This window comes from Neobacillus sp. NPDC093127 (assembly GCF_044754175.1).
Taxonomy (GTDB): domain Bacteria; phylum Bacillota; class Bacilli; order Bacillales; family Cytobacillaceae; genus Neobacillus.
The window spans coordinates 1-15715 of the sequence record NZ_JBIVOP010000039.1 but is presented as its reverse complement, the minus strand read 5'-3'; the positions used below and the strand labels follow the sequence as shown (position 1 = coordinate 15715).

The 15715-nt window shown below is 42.5% G+C and carries 15 protein-coding genes, 1 tRNA gene, 1 rRNA gene, 1 other RNA gene and 1 other annotated feature; of the genes, 4 read left to right on the top strand and 14 right to left on the bottom strand.

Going from position 1 to position 15715, the window contains the following annotated elements; translation table 11 throughout:
• Positions 1 to 284: 284 nt before the first annotated feature.
• The 7 genes from ACIQCO_RS27325 to tadA form a co-directional block, all read right to left on the bottom strand.
• Entirely contained in the window at positions 285 to 548 is a 264-nt protein-coding gene (locus ACIQCO_RS27325; protein WP_400435256.1) for a pro-sigmaK processing inhibitor BofA family protein, read from the bottom strand.
• A gap of 85 nt (positions 549 to 633) precedes the next feature.
• The gene (locus ACIQCO_RS27320; RefSeq protein ID WP_400435254.1) at positions 634 to 855 is read right to left on the bottom strand and encodes a YaaL family protein; all 222 of its coding nucleotides are present in this window, start codon (positions 853 to 855) and stop codon (positions 634 to 636) included.
• Between the two features lie 25 nt (positions 856 to 880).
• Positions 881 to 1477, bottom strand: coding sequence for a recombination mediator RecR (recR, locus tag ACIQCO_RS27315; RefSeq protein WP_066094450.1), 597 nt, complete (start codon positions 1475 to 1477; stop codon positions 881 to 883).
• A gap of 217 nt (positions 1478 to 1694) precedes the next feature.
• A complete protein-coding gene (locus ACIQCO_RS27310; RefSeq protein ID WP_193392271.1) occupies positions 1695 to 2015 on the bottom strand; it encodes a YbaB/EbfC family nucleoid-associated protein in 321 nt (106 codons plus the stop codon).
• Between the two features lie 16 nt (positions 2016 to 2031).
• Positions 2032 to 3720 (bottom strand): DNA polymerase III subunit gamma/tau, encoded by a 1689-nt coding sequence (gene dnaX / locus ACIQCO_RS27305; RefSeq protein WP_400435252.1) that lies wholly within the window; start codon positions 3718 to 3720, stop codon positions 2032 to 2034.
• Positions 3721 to 3866: 146 nt separating this feature from the next.
• An RNA gene (gene ffs / locus ACIQCO_RS27300) (signal recognition particle sRNA large type) lies at positions 3867 to 4132 on the bottom strand.
• Between the two features lie 105 nt (positions 4133 to 4237).
• Positions 4238 to 4744: a tRNA adenosine(34) deaminase TadA gene (tadA, locus tag ACIQCO_RS27295; RefSeq protein WP_400435260.1), complete on the bottom strand. Its 507-nt coding sequence runs from the start codon at positions 4742 to 4744 to the stop codon at positions 4238 to 4240.
• Positions 4745 to 4878: 134 nt separating this feature from the next.
• On the opposite strand from tadA, the gene ACIQCO_RS27290 reads away from it, so the two are divergent.
• The 3 genes from ACIQCO_RS27290 (at position 4879) to ACIQCO_RS27280 (ending at position 7748) form a co-directional block, all read left to right on the top strand.
• Positions 4879 to 6168, top strand: coding sequence for a LysM peptidoglycan-binding domain-containing protein (locus ACIQCO_RS27290; RefSeq protein ID WP_400435250.1), 1290 nt, complete (start codon positions 4879 to 4881; stop codon positions 6166 to 6168).
• A gap of 221 nt (positions 6169 to 6389) precedes the next feature.
• Positions 6390 to 7037 (top strand): deoxynucleoside kinase, encoded by a 648-nt coding sequence (locus ACIQCO_RS27285; RefSeq protein ID WP_400435248.1) that lies wholly within the window; start codon positions 6390 to 6392, stop codon positions 7035 to 7037.
• 9 nt (positions 7038 to 7046) lie between these two features.
• Complete coding sequence (locus ACIQCO_RS27280) at positions 7047 to 7748, top strand: deoxynucleoside kinase (RefSeq protein WP_218010690.1); 702 nt, start codon at positions 7047 to 7049, stop codon at positions 7746 to 7748.
• 94 nt (positions 7749 to 7842) lie between these two features.
• Here the strand turns inward: ACIQCO_RS27280 and ACIQCO_RS27275 are convergent.
• The 6 genes from ACIQCO_RS27275 to guaB form a co-directional block, all read right to left on the bottom strand.
• Positions 7843 to 7935: transfer RNA gene (locus ACIQCO_RS27275), tRNA-Ser, on the bottom strand.
• Between the two features lie 99 nt (positions 7936 to 8034).
• A complete protein-coding gene (gene serS, locus ACIQCO_RS27270; protein ID WP_400435245.1) occupies positions 8035 to 9315 on the bottom strand; it encodes a serine--tRNA ligase in 1281 nt (426 codons plus the stop codon).
• Between the two features lie 43 nt (positions 9316 to 9358).
• Positions 9359 to 9581: a binding site (T-box leader), on the bottom strand.
• Between the two features lie 53 nt (positions 9582 to 9634).
• Positions 9635 to 10225 carry a pyridoxal 5'-phosphate synthase glutaminase subunit PdxT gene (pdxT, locus tag ACIQCO_RS27265; protein WP_400435243.1) on the bottom strand — a complete coding sequence of 197 codons (591 nt, stop codon included), beginning with the start codon at positions 10223 to 10225 and terminating at the stop codon, positions 9635 to 9637.
• Between the two features lies 1 nt (position 10226).
• Positions 10227 to 11108, bottom strand: a complete 882-nt coding sequence (gene pdxS / locus ACIQCO_RS27260) for a pyridoxal 5'-phosphate synthase lyase subunit PdxS (RefSeq protein ID WP_400435241.1) — start codon at positions 11106 to 11108, stop codon at positions 10227 to 10229.
• A 358-nt stretch (positions 11109 to 11466) separates the two neighbouring features.
• Positions 11467 to 12780 (bottom strand): serine hydrolase, encoded by a 1314-nt coding sequence (locus ACIQCO_RS27255; RefSeq protein ID WP_400435258.1) that lies wholly within the window; start codon positions 12778 to 12780, stop codon positions 11467 to 11469.
• A 218-nt stretch (positions 12781 to 12998) separates the two neighbouring features.
• Positions 12999 to 14459 (bottom strand): IMP dehydrogenase, encoded by a 1461-nt coding sequence (gene guaB / locus ACIQCO_RS27250; protein WP_400435239.1) that lies wholly within the window; start codon positions 14457 to 14459, stop codon positions 12999 to 13001.
• A gap of 177 nt (positions 14460 to 14636) precedes the next feature.
• Here guaB and ACIQCO_RS27245 point away from each other — a divergent pair, with 177 nt between their 5' ends.
• A complete protein-coding gene (locus ACIQCO_RS27245) occupies positions 14637 to 15578 on the top strand; it encodes a YaaC family protein (protein ID WP_400435237.1) in 942 nt (313 codons plus the stop codon).
• Positions 15579 to 15623: 45 nt separating this feature from the next.
• Here the strand turns inward: ACIQCO_RS27245 and rrf are convergent.
• Positions 15624 to 15715, bottom strand: a 5S ribosomal RNA gene (gene rrf / locus ACIQCO_RS27240); the annotation flags it as partial.

The following is a 15715-nucleotide window of genomic DNA, read 5'->3' as shown; positions in this document are numbered from 1 at the left end:
AGCTCATAAATGTTACGTTGGCTTAGTTTTATAAAAAAACTAAAAAATATTGTTTGTTGACGTTTTTGTTTGTTTAGTTTTCAAAGAACAATTTTCTCATTCGCTCAAAAGCGACTTTATTATCATACCAAGTTATCAACTGAAAGTCAACAACTTTTTTCATTTGTTCTTCGCCGTCTCAGTGACGACTTTTCATATATTACAGCATCTTAATAGTTAGGTCAATACTTTTTTTAAAAAAGATTGCAAAAAAAAAGCCGCTGCTTTCTTTGCGGCGATTCAAGCTAAATTACCCAATGTTGGATAGCTGCCAATGCAAATAAGCCGGGAATACCCAAGAAACCGGAAACAGCGGATGTGGCAAAATTGATGGGTACATGGATTCCATATCGATTACCGGCTGCATTTAGGAAAAATAACAGTAATGCTCCGATTACTAATTTTATTGCTGCTTGGCCGATAAACCTGGCCGGCTTAAATTGGGCTCCAGTGAATAACAAGATAAGAATAAGCCCTCCTAGAATAGAAATAACGAAAATTGGTTCCAAAAAAGCTATCCCCTTTCTTAAGTCGCTTCACTTACAACATATGTACAAGTTGTAAAGATTAGACCCAAGAAAAAGAAATAGCTGATTAGGCTCTATAGGAGGTTACTTTCCGTTGTTTCGCTTCTCTTAAGAGAAAGATATATTTTGCTTCAGCGACCTTTGTTTGGCAAATTACCTCTTCAGAAGGATCGAAGCTTATTTCCAAAAGCGATTTTTCTTGCTGCCAATGCTGCTTAAATTGATTTAACTGGGCTAAGAGCTTTTCATCATACTCTTTTCTGAGCCGCCCTGTCCGCCGAAAAAACATCATCCATTCCTCCGGTTCTTCTTGTTTATATTTCGCGCCGGCCCTCAATAGCCTTGGATAAGGTAACCTCGTCCGCGTATTCGAGGTCTCCGCCAACCGGAAGCCCATGAGCAATTCTCGTTGTTTTAATCCCTGACGGACGTAACAAGCGAGAGATATACATGGCTGTCGCTTCGCCCTCGATATTCGGATTTGTCGCTAGAATCACTTCCTGGACGGTTTCATCCTGCAGGCGTTTTAGCAAATCAGGGATATTAATATCCTCTGGGCCAATCCCGTCCATAGGCGAAATGGCTCCATGTAAGACATGGTATAAACCGTTAAATTCCTTCATTTTCTCCATTGCGATGACATCTTTTGGATCCTGGACGACACAAAGTATGCTCTTATCCCGGCGCAGATCTTCACAAATATAGCAAGGGTCCTGGTCCGTAATATGGCCGCAAACGGAACAATAGCTTAGATTGCGTTTGGCATTCACTAGTGCTTTGGCAAAATCAAGCACGGTGTCTTCTTTCATACTTAAAACATAAAAGGCCAGGCGTGCGGCCGTTTTTGGACCGATACCTGGCAGCTTCATAAAGCTGTCAATCAGCTTCGAAATCGGTTCTGGATAATGCATGTTTATTATTCCTCTCTAATAAAAGCAAGGGTGCCTGACACCAAGAGATGAAACACCTCGAAGCACCTAAGCCCCCCTGCTAACGTTTTATTAATCTAGCTCCAGCGCCTAGGGGCTCGGGGTCATAAGCCAATCCGTCAAGAAGGCTAAAAAGCAGCCTTCTCGCCGGCTCGTCTTATGCCTGTCGCCCCTGAACCAGGCGCTTCCGCTTTTTATTTTAAAACGGTAAGTTCATCCCTTTAGTAAATTGCCCCATTGTGTTATTTGTCAGCTCTTCTGCCTTTTTAAGGGCGTCATTTGTGGCTGCCAGTACTAAATCTTGGAGCATTTCCACATCATCCGGGTCAACTGCTTCTGGTTTAATAATGACATCGACTACTTCTTTATGGCCCGTTACGACGACTGTTACCATTCCGCCGCCGGCAGTTCCTTCAATTTTCTCTTCGCCTAATTGTTCCTGTGCCTCAGCCATTTTCTTTTGCATTTTCTGCATTTGCTTCATCATATTTTGCATATTTCCCATTCCACCACGCATCATTACTACCTCCAATTAATTAATCAATAATTTCTACAAATTCAGCACCAAATAATTTCTTTGCCTCAGAAATATGAGGCTCTTCTTCCTTTTTCGTATCGCTGTCCATTCCTTCTTCACCATGATGACTGTTTAAGAAATTTTCTCGAATGGCAGCCCACTGCTCCTCTGGAACGCCTAACAGTAAAAACCTTTTACCGGTTAATTTATATAATGCAGCGGTAACTGCTTCAAGAAAATCACTTTTTTCCATGGCCATTTGGCAGAGCATTTCGTGTTTAAACTTTAAAATAAATGCTGTGTCTGATGCCGCTGCCGGCTCAGCTTCATTTAACAGGGCGGCATGAGACTTCATTAAGTTGGCCCGCATTTCGCCCCAATTTGCTTTAATTAAATTCAAATCTGATTTGGTCGCCTGCTTTAATACTTCGTTTATTCTACCAACTGCTGGCTGGAACCCTTTTCTTGATGTTCTCTGTGATGGCTTTTGCGGCTGCGGCGGAGCATCATGCTGAGCTGCAGCCACTCCATTTGCCTTTAAATGCTGCAGTTCACTTTCGAGCTGATCGATTCTTGCGATTAATTGCCCAATATCTCCCGATTGTGTTTGTGCCGTCTGTTTCACTTCCATTTGACACAGTTTCACAATCGCCACCTCAAGAAAAATCCTTGGATGGTTCGTCCAGCGCATTTCCTGCTGTGTTTTATTTAAATGATCGATAAGCTGATAAATTTGTTCAATCGGGATAGCTTCTGCCATTACCCGAAACTCATCATCAAGCATGACTCTTTCAAGTGATTCTTCAAGATTTGGTGCGGTCTTATAAAGAAGCATATCACGGTAAAATAAAATGAAATCCTCGATAAAGCGTGCCGGGTCTTTCCCGTGATACAATAATTCATCTAGTGCTGCTAACCCACTTGCCACATCACTCTCTTGAAAGGCTTTGGCTAATCTATTTAAAAAACCTTGTGAGACTGAGCCCGTTACTGTGAGCGCATCTTCAACCGTTACCCGGTCTTCGCTGTAAGAAATCGCTTGATCTAATAAACTTAACGCATCACGCATTCCGCCATCCGCAGCGCGGGCAATCATTTGCAAGGCCCGCTCATCACAAGCAACACCTGTTTCTTCCACAATTAACTTCATCCGATTGACGATTGCCCCGGCGGTAATCCGTCTAAAATCAAAACGCTGACATCTTGAGATAATCGTTAATGGAATCTTATGAGGTTCTGTTGTCGCTAAAATAAAGATGACATGCTTCGGCGGTTCTTCTAATGTTTTTAACAAAGCATTAAATGCGCTAATCGATAGCATGTGCACTTCATCAATGATGTAGACCTTATAGTTTACGGCAGTGGGGGCAAATTTGACTTTGTCGAGGACATCTCTCATTTCTTCAACACGCGAGTTTGAAGCGGCGTCAAATTCTAATACATCCGGTATTGTTCCATTTGTGATACCAAGGCAGGCAGCACATTCATTACAAGGCTCCGAAACAGGGGCCCGTTCACAATTAATCGCTTTCGCTAGTATTTTAGCGGCGCTCGTTTTACCTGTTCCCCTTGGTCCTGAAAAAAGATAAGCATGTGAAATTTTTTGTTGAAGCAGGGCGTTTTGCAATGTCTTTGTCACATGTTCCTGCCCTACGACATCAATAAAGTCCTGAGGCCGCCAGACACGATATAAAGCTTGATAAGCCAATTGGACATCGCCCCCTTCAAAATTTTTCATCAAATTCATTATAACGTATTCATTTTGTTTTTTCCAAAGTGGAATCATAATTGTACATAAAAAAACTCATCCCAGTAAATGAGATGAGCTGATTTAAGAAAATATGTAAGTAACTGCCGTGCACCTTCCTTCGACTGTCGCCCATAAGCGTTACTTAAGCAGTTAGCTCGGCCCAGGCACCCCTGCGGCACATGGGAGCGTCCACTTAATGCTGCTTCCTTCCGGACCTGACATGGTTCATGGATTCCCATTGCGCAGGACCCGAGCGTCAACACCACTTACTTAAGGCAGACCCTACAGACGAACAGCCTCAGAGAAGGGATTCAGTCCCGCTAGAGCGGATTGCGGGTACAGGGCACCGCTACCTCCCCACCTAGCACGGCAAAATTGATACCAAAGTTTAGTGCGTCTTTATCTGACGCTCTCTTAGTATATAAACTTTCTCGGAAAAAAGCAATCATTATCGACTGTAAATTTATGTAAACCTCTATAAATCCTTTTCTTTTCTTGCCTGTTTCTCACGTTTTTTCTGGTCCCTTATTTTTCGAAAAAAGTCCGTCAGCATCTGGCCGCACTCTGTTTCCATAACTCCTTTTGTTACTTCGCTTTGATGATTAAAGCGCTCGTCCTGCAAAAGATTCATCAATGTCCCGGCACAGCCGCCCTTTGGGTCAGTGGCACCATAAATGACTCGTTTAACTCTTGATAAAATAATTGCCCCTGAGCACATTGGACAGGGCTCGAGGGTGACATACAAGACTGCTTCCTCTAGACGCCATGAACCTAATTCGCGGCAGGCTTGATCAATTGCGAGCAGTTCAGCATGCGCGACAGCATTTTGCTCACTTTCCCGTAAGTTATGTGCTCGGGAAACAATATTTCCATCGATAACCAGAACCGCTCCGATTGGCACTTCATTCAGCTCTTCAGCCTTTTTCGCTTCCTTTATTGCTTCCTTCATAAAATATTCGTCATCGTCATATTCAAACGTCATGGGAATACCACCGCCTTTTAAAAAATGGCTATGTTCATCGATCACCGTCATCATGAAATTTACCAATATTATATCATTTATTCAATTCCACCCTCATAAAATAGTTGTAGCGCATTTTGTCAGGAGGGATACGGATGCAAATCCATGTGATAAAAAGCAACGAATCATTAACGACGATTGCTAGTACCTACCATACAACCGTTAAGGATATTACCGAGGCAAATGAATTGCCGAATCCAAACAATCTTGTCGTCGGACAGTCGATTGTCATTCCTATCATTGGCCATTTTTATTTCGTGCAGCAAGGGGATTCTTTATACTCCATTGCTAGAAGGGTCGGCGTCCCTTACCAGGAGCTTGCCAGCATTAATCACATTAACGTAAATCAGCCGTTGAATGTAGGCCTCCGTCTCTACATTCCTGAAGCGAAGAAACGAAATGCCGAGTTTAATGCGTATGTAGAGCCGCGCGGAACGACGGTTGCTCCTGTCTTGGAAAACAGCGCCCGGGAGGCCGCACCTTATCTTACTTATTTAGCCCCTTTCAGCTTCCAGGCCCTCCGTGACGGCACATTGAAAGAACCTTTACTTAATAACTTTCCGACGATTGCCAGGGCCAACCGCAATGTGTTAATGATGGTGATTAACAATCAGGAGAATGACCAATTTAGCGATGAACTTGGCCGCATCCTCTTAACCGATATGGCGATTCAAGATAAATTTCTGGACAATATCGTCGCGACCGCCAAAAAATATGGTTTCCGTGATATTCATTTTGACTTTGAATTTTTACGTCCCGTCGACCGCGAGGCCTACAATCGTTTTTTACGAAAGGCGAAGCAGCGCTTTAAAAGCGAAGGCTGGCTGATGTCAACAGCCCTTGCCCCAAAAACAAGTGCCACGCAAAAGGGAAAGTGGTATGAAGGCCATGATTATAAGGCCCATGGTGAAATCTCCGACTTTGTCGTGATTATGACGTATGAGTGGGGCTATAGCGGCGGCCCAGCGATGGCCGTTTCACCGATTGAACCAGTTCGGAAGGTGTTGGAATATGCCATTACCGAAATGCCTTCGAATAAAATTCTGATGGGACAAAATCTCTACGGCTATGATTGGACGCTTCCCTTTGTTCAAGGTACAGTAGCAAAAGCTGTCAGCCCGCAGCAGGCAATCCAATTGGCCGCTACACACAACGTTCCGATTCAATATGACACAAAATCACAAGCACCATTTTTTAAATATACAGCAGCGGATGGGAAGCAGCATGAGGTTTGGTTTGAAGATGCCCGCTCCATCCAGGCAAAATTTAATTTAATCAAAGAGTTAAATATTAGGGGAATGAGCTATTGGAAACTAGGTTTAGCCTTCCCGCAAAATTGGCTGTTAATCGTCGACAATTTCAATGTTACCAAACGAGGGACTTAAAAAAGCGGAAACGCTAGACATAAAAAATTTTTATGAGAGAAACTGCCGTCATTCGGCAGTTTTTTCATGTTTTTGACATAAAATGAGCTTCTTCTAAATATTCCATATCCCTTCCTGTTAGAGATTATGATAAAATAAACTTTGCGTCTTTAAGAATAATTAAAAATCCAGGTTATCTGGTGAAACATAGAGTGCAGGCAGTAGGAGAAGGAGGACTTGCAATGGGGGATACACCCTTTATTACCGTCGAAGGGCCGATTGGTGTAGGAAAAACATCGCTCGCCAAGGCCATTTCAGAACAATTTAATTTTGCTTTATTAAAAGAGATTGTTGATGAAAATCCATTCTTAGGGAAATTCTATGAAAATATTGAGGAATGGAGTTTCCAAACGGAAATGTTTTTTCTCTGCAATCGCTTTAAGCAATTAGGGGATATCAATACCCATTTCTTAAGTCAAAACAAGTCTGTTGTTGCGGACTACCATATTTTTAAAAATTTAATTTTTGCACAGCGAAGCTTAAATCCTGAAGAGTACGAAAAGTACTACCAGATTTATCAGATCTTGACTTCGGATATGCCGAAACCAAATGTCATCATTTATTTGAATGCCAGCTTAGATACACTGTTGAAGCGAATTAAAATCAGAGGGCGCGAAGTAGAGAAGAATATCAGCCCTTTGTATCTAGAACAGCTATCGATTGACTATGAAAATACCATGACGATTTTTGAAAAGGAACATCCGGAAATCCCTGTTCTCCGCTTTAGCGGCGATGAATTGGATTTTGTCAAAAGCGAACAGGATTTAAACTATATTTTTCAAAAGTTATCTTCATCATTAAAAACTTGCAGCTGGTCAAAAACATTATAGAACAGGGGGATGTTAGTGAGTATCGTTATTGGTGGTATGATTGGTCTAGGAAAAACAAGTGTGGCAGACACCTTGAATGCCCACTTTAAAAATAAAGGAATCGAAAGTAAGGTGTTTTACGAAGCGGTCGATGATAACCCGATTCTCCCGCTTTATTATGAACTGACGCCTGAAGAATTAGATGCGAAGAGAATTCCCTTTCTCTTGCAGTTATTTTTTCTAAATAAACGGTTTAAAACGGTTAAAGAATGTGTTAGCTGGCAAGAGCCTGTTTATACGATTCAAGATCGTTCGATTTATGAGGATTGGTATTTTGCTTATGTGAACAAAAATTTAGGCAGAATATCTGATTTGGAATTTAAAATTTATGAAGAGCTTGTTGAAAACATGTTGGAAGAACTGAATGAACTTCCAAAGAAAGCACCGGATTTAATGGTTTATTTAAAAGGTTCATTTGATACGGTGATTGACCGGATCATGGCCCGCGGCAGAAGCTTCGAAATCAACCCGGAACTGAAGGAGTATTACTTCGAAGTGTGGAAGGGTTATGATGAGTGGGTCATGAATCAATACGATGCCAGCGAAGTATTAATTATTGATATGGATACGACAGACGTGGTTAACAGTAATGCCGATGCGTTACGCATTTGCCGTGAGGTAGAAGAAAAGTTAAATGAGATCCTCAGCATCACAAAAACACCTGCTTTTTAAGCCAGGTGTTTTTGTTTGTGTAAAAAAAAATCCGTTACAAGTAAATGTAACGGATTTCTATCTCCAGTTTTTATGCGCGAATGTATCAACATTATGGAGGAGGAAGAGGGATTCGAACCCCCGCGCGGTATGACCCGCCTGTCGGTTTTCAAGACCGATCCCTTCAGCCAAACTTGGGTATTCCTCCGTATCGACAAAAGATACTTTATCATATATTTTATACAGTGTCAAACAATTTTATTAAAATTTCCGGACGGGGATTTTCCATCCGGAAATTTAGTGTTTTTTATTCTGGCTTTATGACCGCACGGCCGCCCATATACGGACGTAATACCGTTGGAATCACCACACTGCCGTCTTCCTGCTGATAATTTTCTAAAATAGCAGCGACTGTACGGCCAATCGCAAGGCCTGATCCATTTAAGGTATGAACATGCTCCGGCTTTGCCTTTGGATCGCGGCGGAAGCGGATATTGGCACGGCGCGCCTGGAAGGCTTCAAAATTACTGCAAGAAGAAATCTCACGGTACGTCCCATAGCTTGGAATCCAAACTTCAATATCATACTTTTTCGCAGCCGTAAAGCCGAGGTCGCCGGTACACATGCTTAAGACTCGGTACGGAAGCTCCAGCAATTGCAATACCCGTTCGGCGTCACTTGTCAATTTTTCAAGCTCTTCGTAAGAATCCTCTGGCTTCACAAACTTGACGAGCTCAACCTTATTGAATTGATGCTGGCGAATCAGCCCCCGTGTATCGCGGCCAGCTGAACCCGCTTCAGAGCGGAAACATGCGCTATAGGCAGCATAGCGGATTGGCAGCTGATCACCGTTTAATATTTCATCACGATAAAGGTTGGTGACAGGCACCTCTGCTGTTGGGATCAGGAAGTAATCTTCATTTTCGATCAAAAAGGCGTCTTCCTCAAATTTTGGCAGCTGGCCGGTCCCCGTCATGCTGGCACGATTCACTAAATAAGGCGGTAATATTTCTGTATAACCGTGTTCATCGACATGAAGGTCGAGCATGAAGCTCATCAAGGCACGTTCTAAACGGGCACCTAACCCTTTATAAAAGACAAATCGGCTTCCGGTAACCTTGCCCGCGCGTTCAAAATCAAGAATCCCTAAATGATCGGCGACATCCCAATGCGGTTTTGCTTCAAATTCAAACTCGCGTACCTGGCCCCACTTTTTAATTTCTACATTATCATCTTCTGTTTCACCAATCGGCGTGCTTTCATGCGGGATATTCGGGATACTTAAAAGCAATTGCTCTAAGGTCTCTTCGACCCCGCGAAGCTCGTCATCAAGCGTTTTAATTTGATCGCCCACTTCACGCATTTCTTTAATTAAATGATCGGCATCCTGTTTGTCACGCTTTAAGGCCGCAACCTGCTGCGTGACCTCATTCCGCTTCGATTTAAGTTTTTCAGCCTCAACAATTAATTCACGTCTTCTCTGATCCAGTTCTTCAAACTGACCGAAATCGGTTAAATCTTCGCCGCGATGCTGCAGCTTTTCTTTTACTTCTGTAAAATTGGCTCTTAATACTTTAATATCCAGCATTTTTTACACTCCTTTTAAAAAAAAATAAAACTCCCGCCCCTAAAACAGGGACGAGAGTTGCTCGCGATACCACCCTGGTTGACTAAAAATCAGTCCACCTCGAAAAAACGTTAACGGTTTTTCACCGAAAGTACTTACTGACCTCACTTGAGGTGTTCCGCACCTTGCTCGAGGAGGGATTCACAAGACCATCCACCGGTTCACACCAGCCACCGGCTCTCTTTAGGAATGAGTTACTTGTTACTAGTTCCTCTCAATGCTTTTTTCATTATTGATTTGCTTTATAATTTACTACAATTATTAACTGAATGCAACCACCTTATACAAGGTGTTTTGCCTTTGCTTCCTTAACCATGTCAACAAAGTAGGCAGTAAGGCGATGATTATCAGTTAATTCCGGATGGAAGGAACAGCCTAGAAATTGTCCTTCGCGTGCGGCGACGATGCGGTCATTATGCTTAGAAAGGATTTCAACATTCTCTCCTGCTTCAACAATGTGCGGCGCACGGATAAACACGGCCGGGAAGCTGTCAGCGACATCTTTAATCGCAAGGTCTGCCTCAAAGCTGTCCACCTGACGTCCAAAGGAGTTGCGCTCCACCTTAATGTCCATCACACCGATGTGCGGCTCACTGTATCCTTCGAGTTCTTTAGCTAACAGGATAAGTCCTGCACAGGTCCCAAACATTGGTTTTCCAACGCGGGCAAAATCTTTAAGGGTCTCCATAAAGTCATATTTATCAATTAAACGCCGCATTGCCGTGCTTTCTCCGCCAGGAAGAATAAGACCGTCCACTTCGTTTAGCTCTTCTTTTCTTTTAATAGCAACCGCTTCAACACCGCAGGCTTCTAACGAACGCATATGTTCACGGACTGCCCCTTGTAGTGCTAGAACCCCGATTCTAATCATCTTACCAGCCTCTATCCTGCATACGCGCTTCAGGTGCCAATGAAGAAATTTCGATACCTTTCATCGGTGTGCCAAGGTCTTTTGAAAGCTCAGCAATCAATTTATAATCTTGGAAATGCGTAGTCGCTTCCACAATTGCTCGTGCAAATTTAGCTGGATTTTCTGATTTGAAAATACCAGAACCGACAAATACGCCATCCGCTCCTAACTCCATCATCAGCGCTGCATCAGCAGGAGTTGCTACACCGCCGGCTGCAAAGTTAACAACGGGCAGGCGTCCAAGACGCTTAATTTCAAGAAGTAATTCGTATGGTGCGCCTAATAGCTTTGCCTCTGTCATTAACTCGTCTTCATTCATGCCAACAACCTTACGAACTTGGGCATTCACCTTACGAATATGGCGGACAGCCTCAACAATATTTCCTGTTCCAGGCTCCCCCTTCGTCCGAAGCATCGAAGCCCCTTCACCAATCCTGCGGGCAGCCTCACCAAGATCACGGCAGCCGCACACAAACGGTACCGTATAGTCTCTTTTATTTAAATGGTATTCCTCGTCAGCAGGGGTTAAAACTTCACTTTCGTCGATATAGTCGACACCCATTGCTTCAAGAATACGTGCCTCGACAATATGACCGATTCTTCCTTTTGCCATCACAGGGATTGTAACAGCACCCATAACCGCTTCAATGATCCTCGGGTCTGCCATCCTTGCCACGCCGCCAGCTGCGCGGATATCTGAAGGAACACGCTCTAAAGCCATTACCGCTACTGCACCAGCTTCCTCAGCAATTTTCGCCTGCTCCGCGTTGACTACATCCATGATGACGCCGCCTTTTTGCATTTCAGCCATACCGCGTTTTACAAGATCTGTACCTGTTATCATTTGTTAAAATCCCCCTTTATTTTAATTTTAGGCAGTGTTAAAGAATATTGTTGATATTGATCACAATGTTGATTGGAGTGGAAGGCGCGAGACTCCTGCGGGAGCAGCGGGACAGGTGAGACCCCGCAGGCGCTTTAGCGCCGAGGAGGCTCACCGCCCGCCCCGCGGAAAGCGAAGCGCCTGGAACGGAAATCAACATTCACTTTTAACACAGCCTAATTTTAAGAAAAATCTTTGTATACTCTAGGAAATTTCCCACTTAATCAATCGGAATTATTTTTCCCCTTAAAATCATTAAAGCAACAAAAAAGGATTCCTGTCAAGACAAGAATCCTTTCTACTATATTCCAATAATGGTTTATTTAAACCATCCTTTTACTGTAGAAGAAATCCCGTGCCAGACATCTCCGAAGAAATTGCCGATACCGCGCATCATGAGTACAAACCAATTTGCTTTTTCTACATCTTGGGCGGCAATGACATCAACCTGAGCTTTCTTCTGACCTTCTTCAGTTAAGAAGCTGATCTTCTCACCATTTTTCGGGCTAACCGTTAAATAGCCGACTTTTTCACCTTTTTTAATTGGTGCCGTTAACTCGCCATCTTTATTGATTTTCTTTTTATCCAGCACCAGTTCAGTTTGGTAATTTTTCTTATCACCATTTTGTATTACCATGTCAATCGCTGACTTCGTATAAATTTTTACCTGATCCTCTTTCCCTTTAATGACCGGGATTGTTGTATGTCCTTTAACTTGATAATGTTTAGGAACAAGTTCTTCTTTTGAGAAATTGGTAAACGCATAGTCCAACATTTTTTTTGTCTCGCCAAAGCGCGCACGATAGCCATCGTTTTTGCCGCTGGAATCCTTTGCATTTTGCACAACCGTAATAAATCGTTTCCCATCGCGGGCTGCTGTTCCTGTAAAGCAATAACCAGCAAAATCTGTGGTTCCCGTTTTGAGGCCATCCATTCCTTTATAGCCATAATCTAATTCTGGCAGCATCCAGTTCCAGTTAATCATGTTAATTTTATCTGCTGTACCCTCGCGAAATGTCTTTCTTGGAGTGCTGGCTGTTTTTAAAACATCCGGATAATCATTAATGAGATGGAAAGCTAACGTCGCGACGTCACGAGGTGACATTATATTCTCTTCGTCAGCCCCGGTTCCTTCTGGATGCTGCCCATGATAATCTTTATTATTTAAACCCGTTGAGTTAACAAATTTACTATTTTTTAATCCTAACTTTTTCGCCTTTTCATTCATCATTTTAACAAACTTTGTTTCCGAACCAGCAATGACTTCAGCTAGGGCAATCGTTGCGCCATTTGCAGAATAAATCGCCATTGCTTCATATAATTCTCGGATTTTATATGTTCCATCCCGGCGTAAAGGCACATTAGATAAATCTCTAGGCTGTGAAATTTTATAAACAAGTTCACTGACGGGATAATCCTGATCCCATTTCACCTTTCCTTGTTTCACCGCATCAAGCAAAAGATATTCAGTCATCATTTTCGTCATACTGGCAACACCAAGTGAACTTTCACCATTCTTCTCGTATAAAATTTTCCCTGTTTCTCCATCAACTATTATCGCACCGTCTGCATTCACATTTATTTCAGCTTCCGCCTTCGCTTGATCGACCCCGGCAAAAAGACCAAAAAACATGATAAGTGCCAGCGCACTGGCAACACATTTCTGATAAAAATGTTTTTTCACACTATAACCCTCCAAGAATTAATCACTTTCGTTATTTTAACATAACTGCCTAGCAAATCATAGACAGAGGATTGGACGATTCTTTTTCCAATTTGGTTTCTCAAATAGGACTATTTTATCAAAAAAAAACAGAGAAGTCGGGGCTTCTCTGTTTTTCAAGGTTATGATTATGAATAATTCGGTGCTTCCTTCGTAATTTGCACATCATGCGGGTGGCTTTCCCTCAGGCCGGCACCTGTCATTTTAATAAATTGTGCCTTTGTTCTTAGGTCATTAAGGTCCTTAGTTCCGCAATAGCCCATACCAGAGCGGAGTCCGCCAATCAGCTGATAAATCGTTTCCGCCAATGGTCCTTTATATGGGATGCGGCCCTCAATTCCTTCTGGAACAAACTTTTTATTATCTTCTTGGAAATATCGGTCTTTTGAACCCTTTTCCATCGCAGCAACAGAACCCATGCCGCGGTATACCTTAAAGCGTCGGCCTTGGAAAATTTCTGTTTCCCCAGGACTTTCAGATACCCCTGCTAAGAGACTGCCAAGCATAACCGCATGTCCGCCTGCTGCCAGTGCCTTGACGATATCTCCGGAGTATTTAATCCCGCCGTCGGCAATTATCGTCTTTCCATGCTTCATTGCTTCTGTAGCGCAATCATAAACAGCCGTAATTTGCGGCACGCCCACACCTGCTACTACCCTTGTTGTACAAATCGACCCCGGGCCAATTCCTACTTTCACGACATCGGCGCCTGCTTCGATAAGAGCCTTTGTCGCTTCAGCCGTTGCCACATTTCCGGCAATAATCGTTAAGTCAGGATAAGTGCTTCTTATTTCTCTCACCGTGTCTAAAACACCCTTAGAATGCCCGTGGGCTGTATCAACGACGACAACGTCAACATTCGCTTTGACAAGCTTGTCGAGCCGTATCATCGTGTCGCTTGTTACACCTACAGCCGCACCGGCTAATAATCGTCCTTTGCTGTCCTTTGCGGAGTTAGGAAATTCAATTACTTTTTCAATATCCTTAATGGTAATTAAGCCCTTTAGGACGCCTTGGTCATCCACTAGGGGCAGCTTTTCAATTTTATACTTTTGAAGGATTCTTTCCGCCTCTTTTAATGTGGTTCCGACTGAGGCTGTGACCAGGTTTTCTTTCGTCATCACGTCAGAAATTTTAAAGGAATAATCCTGGATAAATCGAAGATCACGATTGGTAATAATTCCAACCAGCTTTTGTTCCTCCAGATTATTGACAATTGGCACCCCGGAGATTCGATATTTTGCCATTAAATGCTCAGCATCAAATACTTGATGCTCCGGTGTCAGGAAGAACGGATCGGTGATAACGCCGCTTTCAGATCGTTTTACCTTTTCCACCTGCTCAGCCTGCTGTTCGATGGTCATATTTTTATGAATAACCCCTAAACCGCCTTGTCGCGCCATAGAAATCGCCATTTCTGATTCTGTCACAGTGTCCATTCCAGCACTAATGATTGGAATATTAAGCTTCACCGATGGCGATAATTCTACTTTAAGGCTTACATCTCTTGGCAATACCTCTGACTTACCTGGAATTAACAATACATCATCAAACGTTAAACCTTCTTTAAGAAACTTACTTTCCCACATTTTAACTGTCCTCCGTTTCAAAACTTATAAACCATTACACGCCACTGTCTTCCATAGCAATAAATATAAAGAGCCTGCCTAACCTACAAAAAAATATTATTTGTAGGTTATCAATTGGGCAAAATACTGTCAAGGAATAACAATTAAATTGATTCTTCTGAAAAAGGTGATTGAATCTTGGGTATTCAATATAAGGACTGGAAAAGCTTCTCCTGTTTCTTTTCGGCAGAATACTGCCAGCGTTATTTAAAAACTAGCTATCAGAAGCAGAAACTGGATAATCCTGAACAAAAAGGCTATGAAAATTGCTATGCCTTTCTTTATTATCTGGAACATGGGCAAATATATTATCAACAAGCAGAAAAAGCCCCGCTAATTTTAAAGCCGATTCTACTCTTCTATGGTCTTGTCCATTTAATTAAAGCTTGTATTTTATCCATTGACCCAACTTACCCTGAGACAACCGCTGTCTTAGCGCATGGCGTATCAACAAGGAAAAGAAAAAAGCAAAATTATCTTTTCTTTCAGGATGAAGTAAAATTTCAAAAAAATGGACTTTTCCCCTTCATGTCGGAAAAAATGTTCCACATGAAACCTTTAGAAGGGGAGAAAGTCATAATGGAGGAATTACTACAGCTTATACCAGAATTAGATGATTTATTCTTTTTGTTTGAAGGAAAAAGGACATTTGCCACTCTACAGCAGAAAGGAAAACAGTTTGTTTTACCTGAAACGGTTTTAAATTACTTTCATATGACAGAAAGCCGCTTTAAGGAGTATTTTGCCTCGAAGTGTGATAAAGGAATAGAATTTGAGCGTGAGGGACTTACTCTAACGATGAACGAAGGGGTTTACTTAGAAAGCACACCATTGAAATTCAATTTAGAAAACAGTCATTGGACAATTCCACTCAATAAAGGCAGCTTTCTTAACTTCCCAGAACTGCTTATTCACTATCTGCTGCTGTATAACCTAAGTATGATTGCCCGATACGAAACGGAATGGTGGAGTGAATTAACAAAAATGATGCCCAATCATGATTACCCATTTATTGCCTCATTCCTCGACAGTACGATGAAAAAAGGGCCGTTTTTGGTTTATCAGTATTTGATGGCATAGCGAGAAAAACACAAAAAGACAACCCTTTCGGGTTGTCCTAGATTAGCCTGGCAGCGTCCTACTCTCACAGGGGCGCCTGCCCCAACTACCATCGGCGCTGAGAAGCTTAACTTCCGTGTTCGGTATGGGAACGGGTG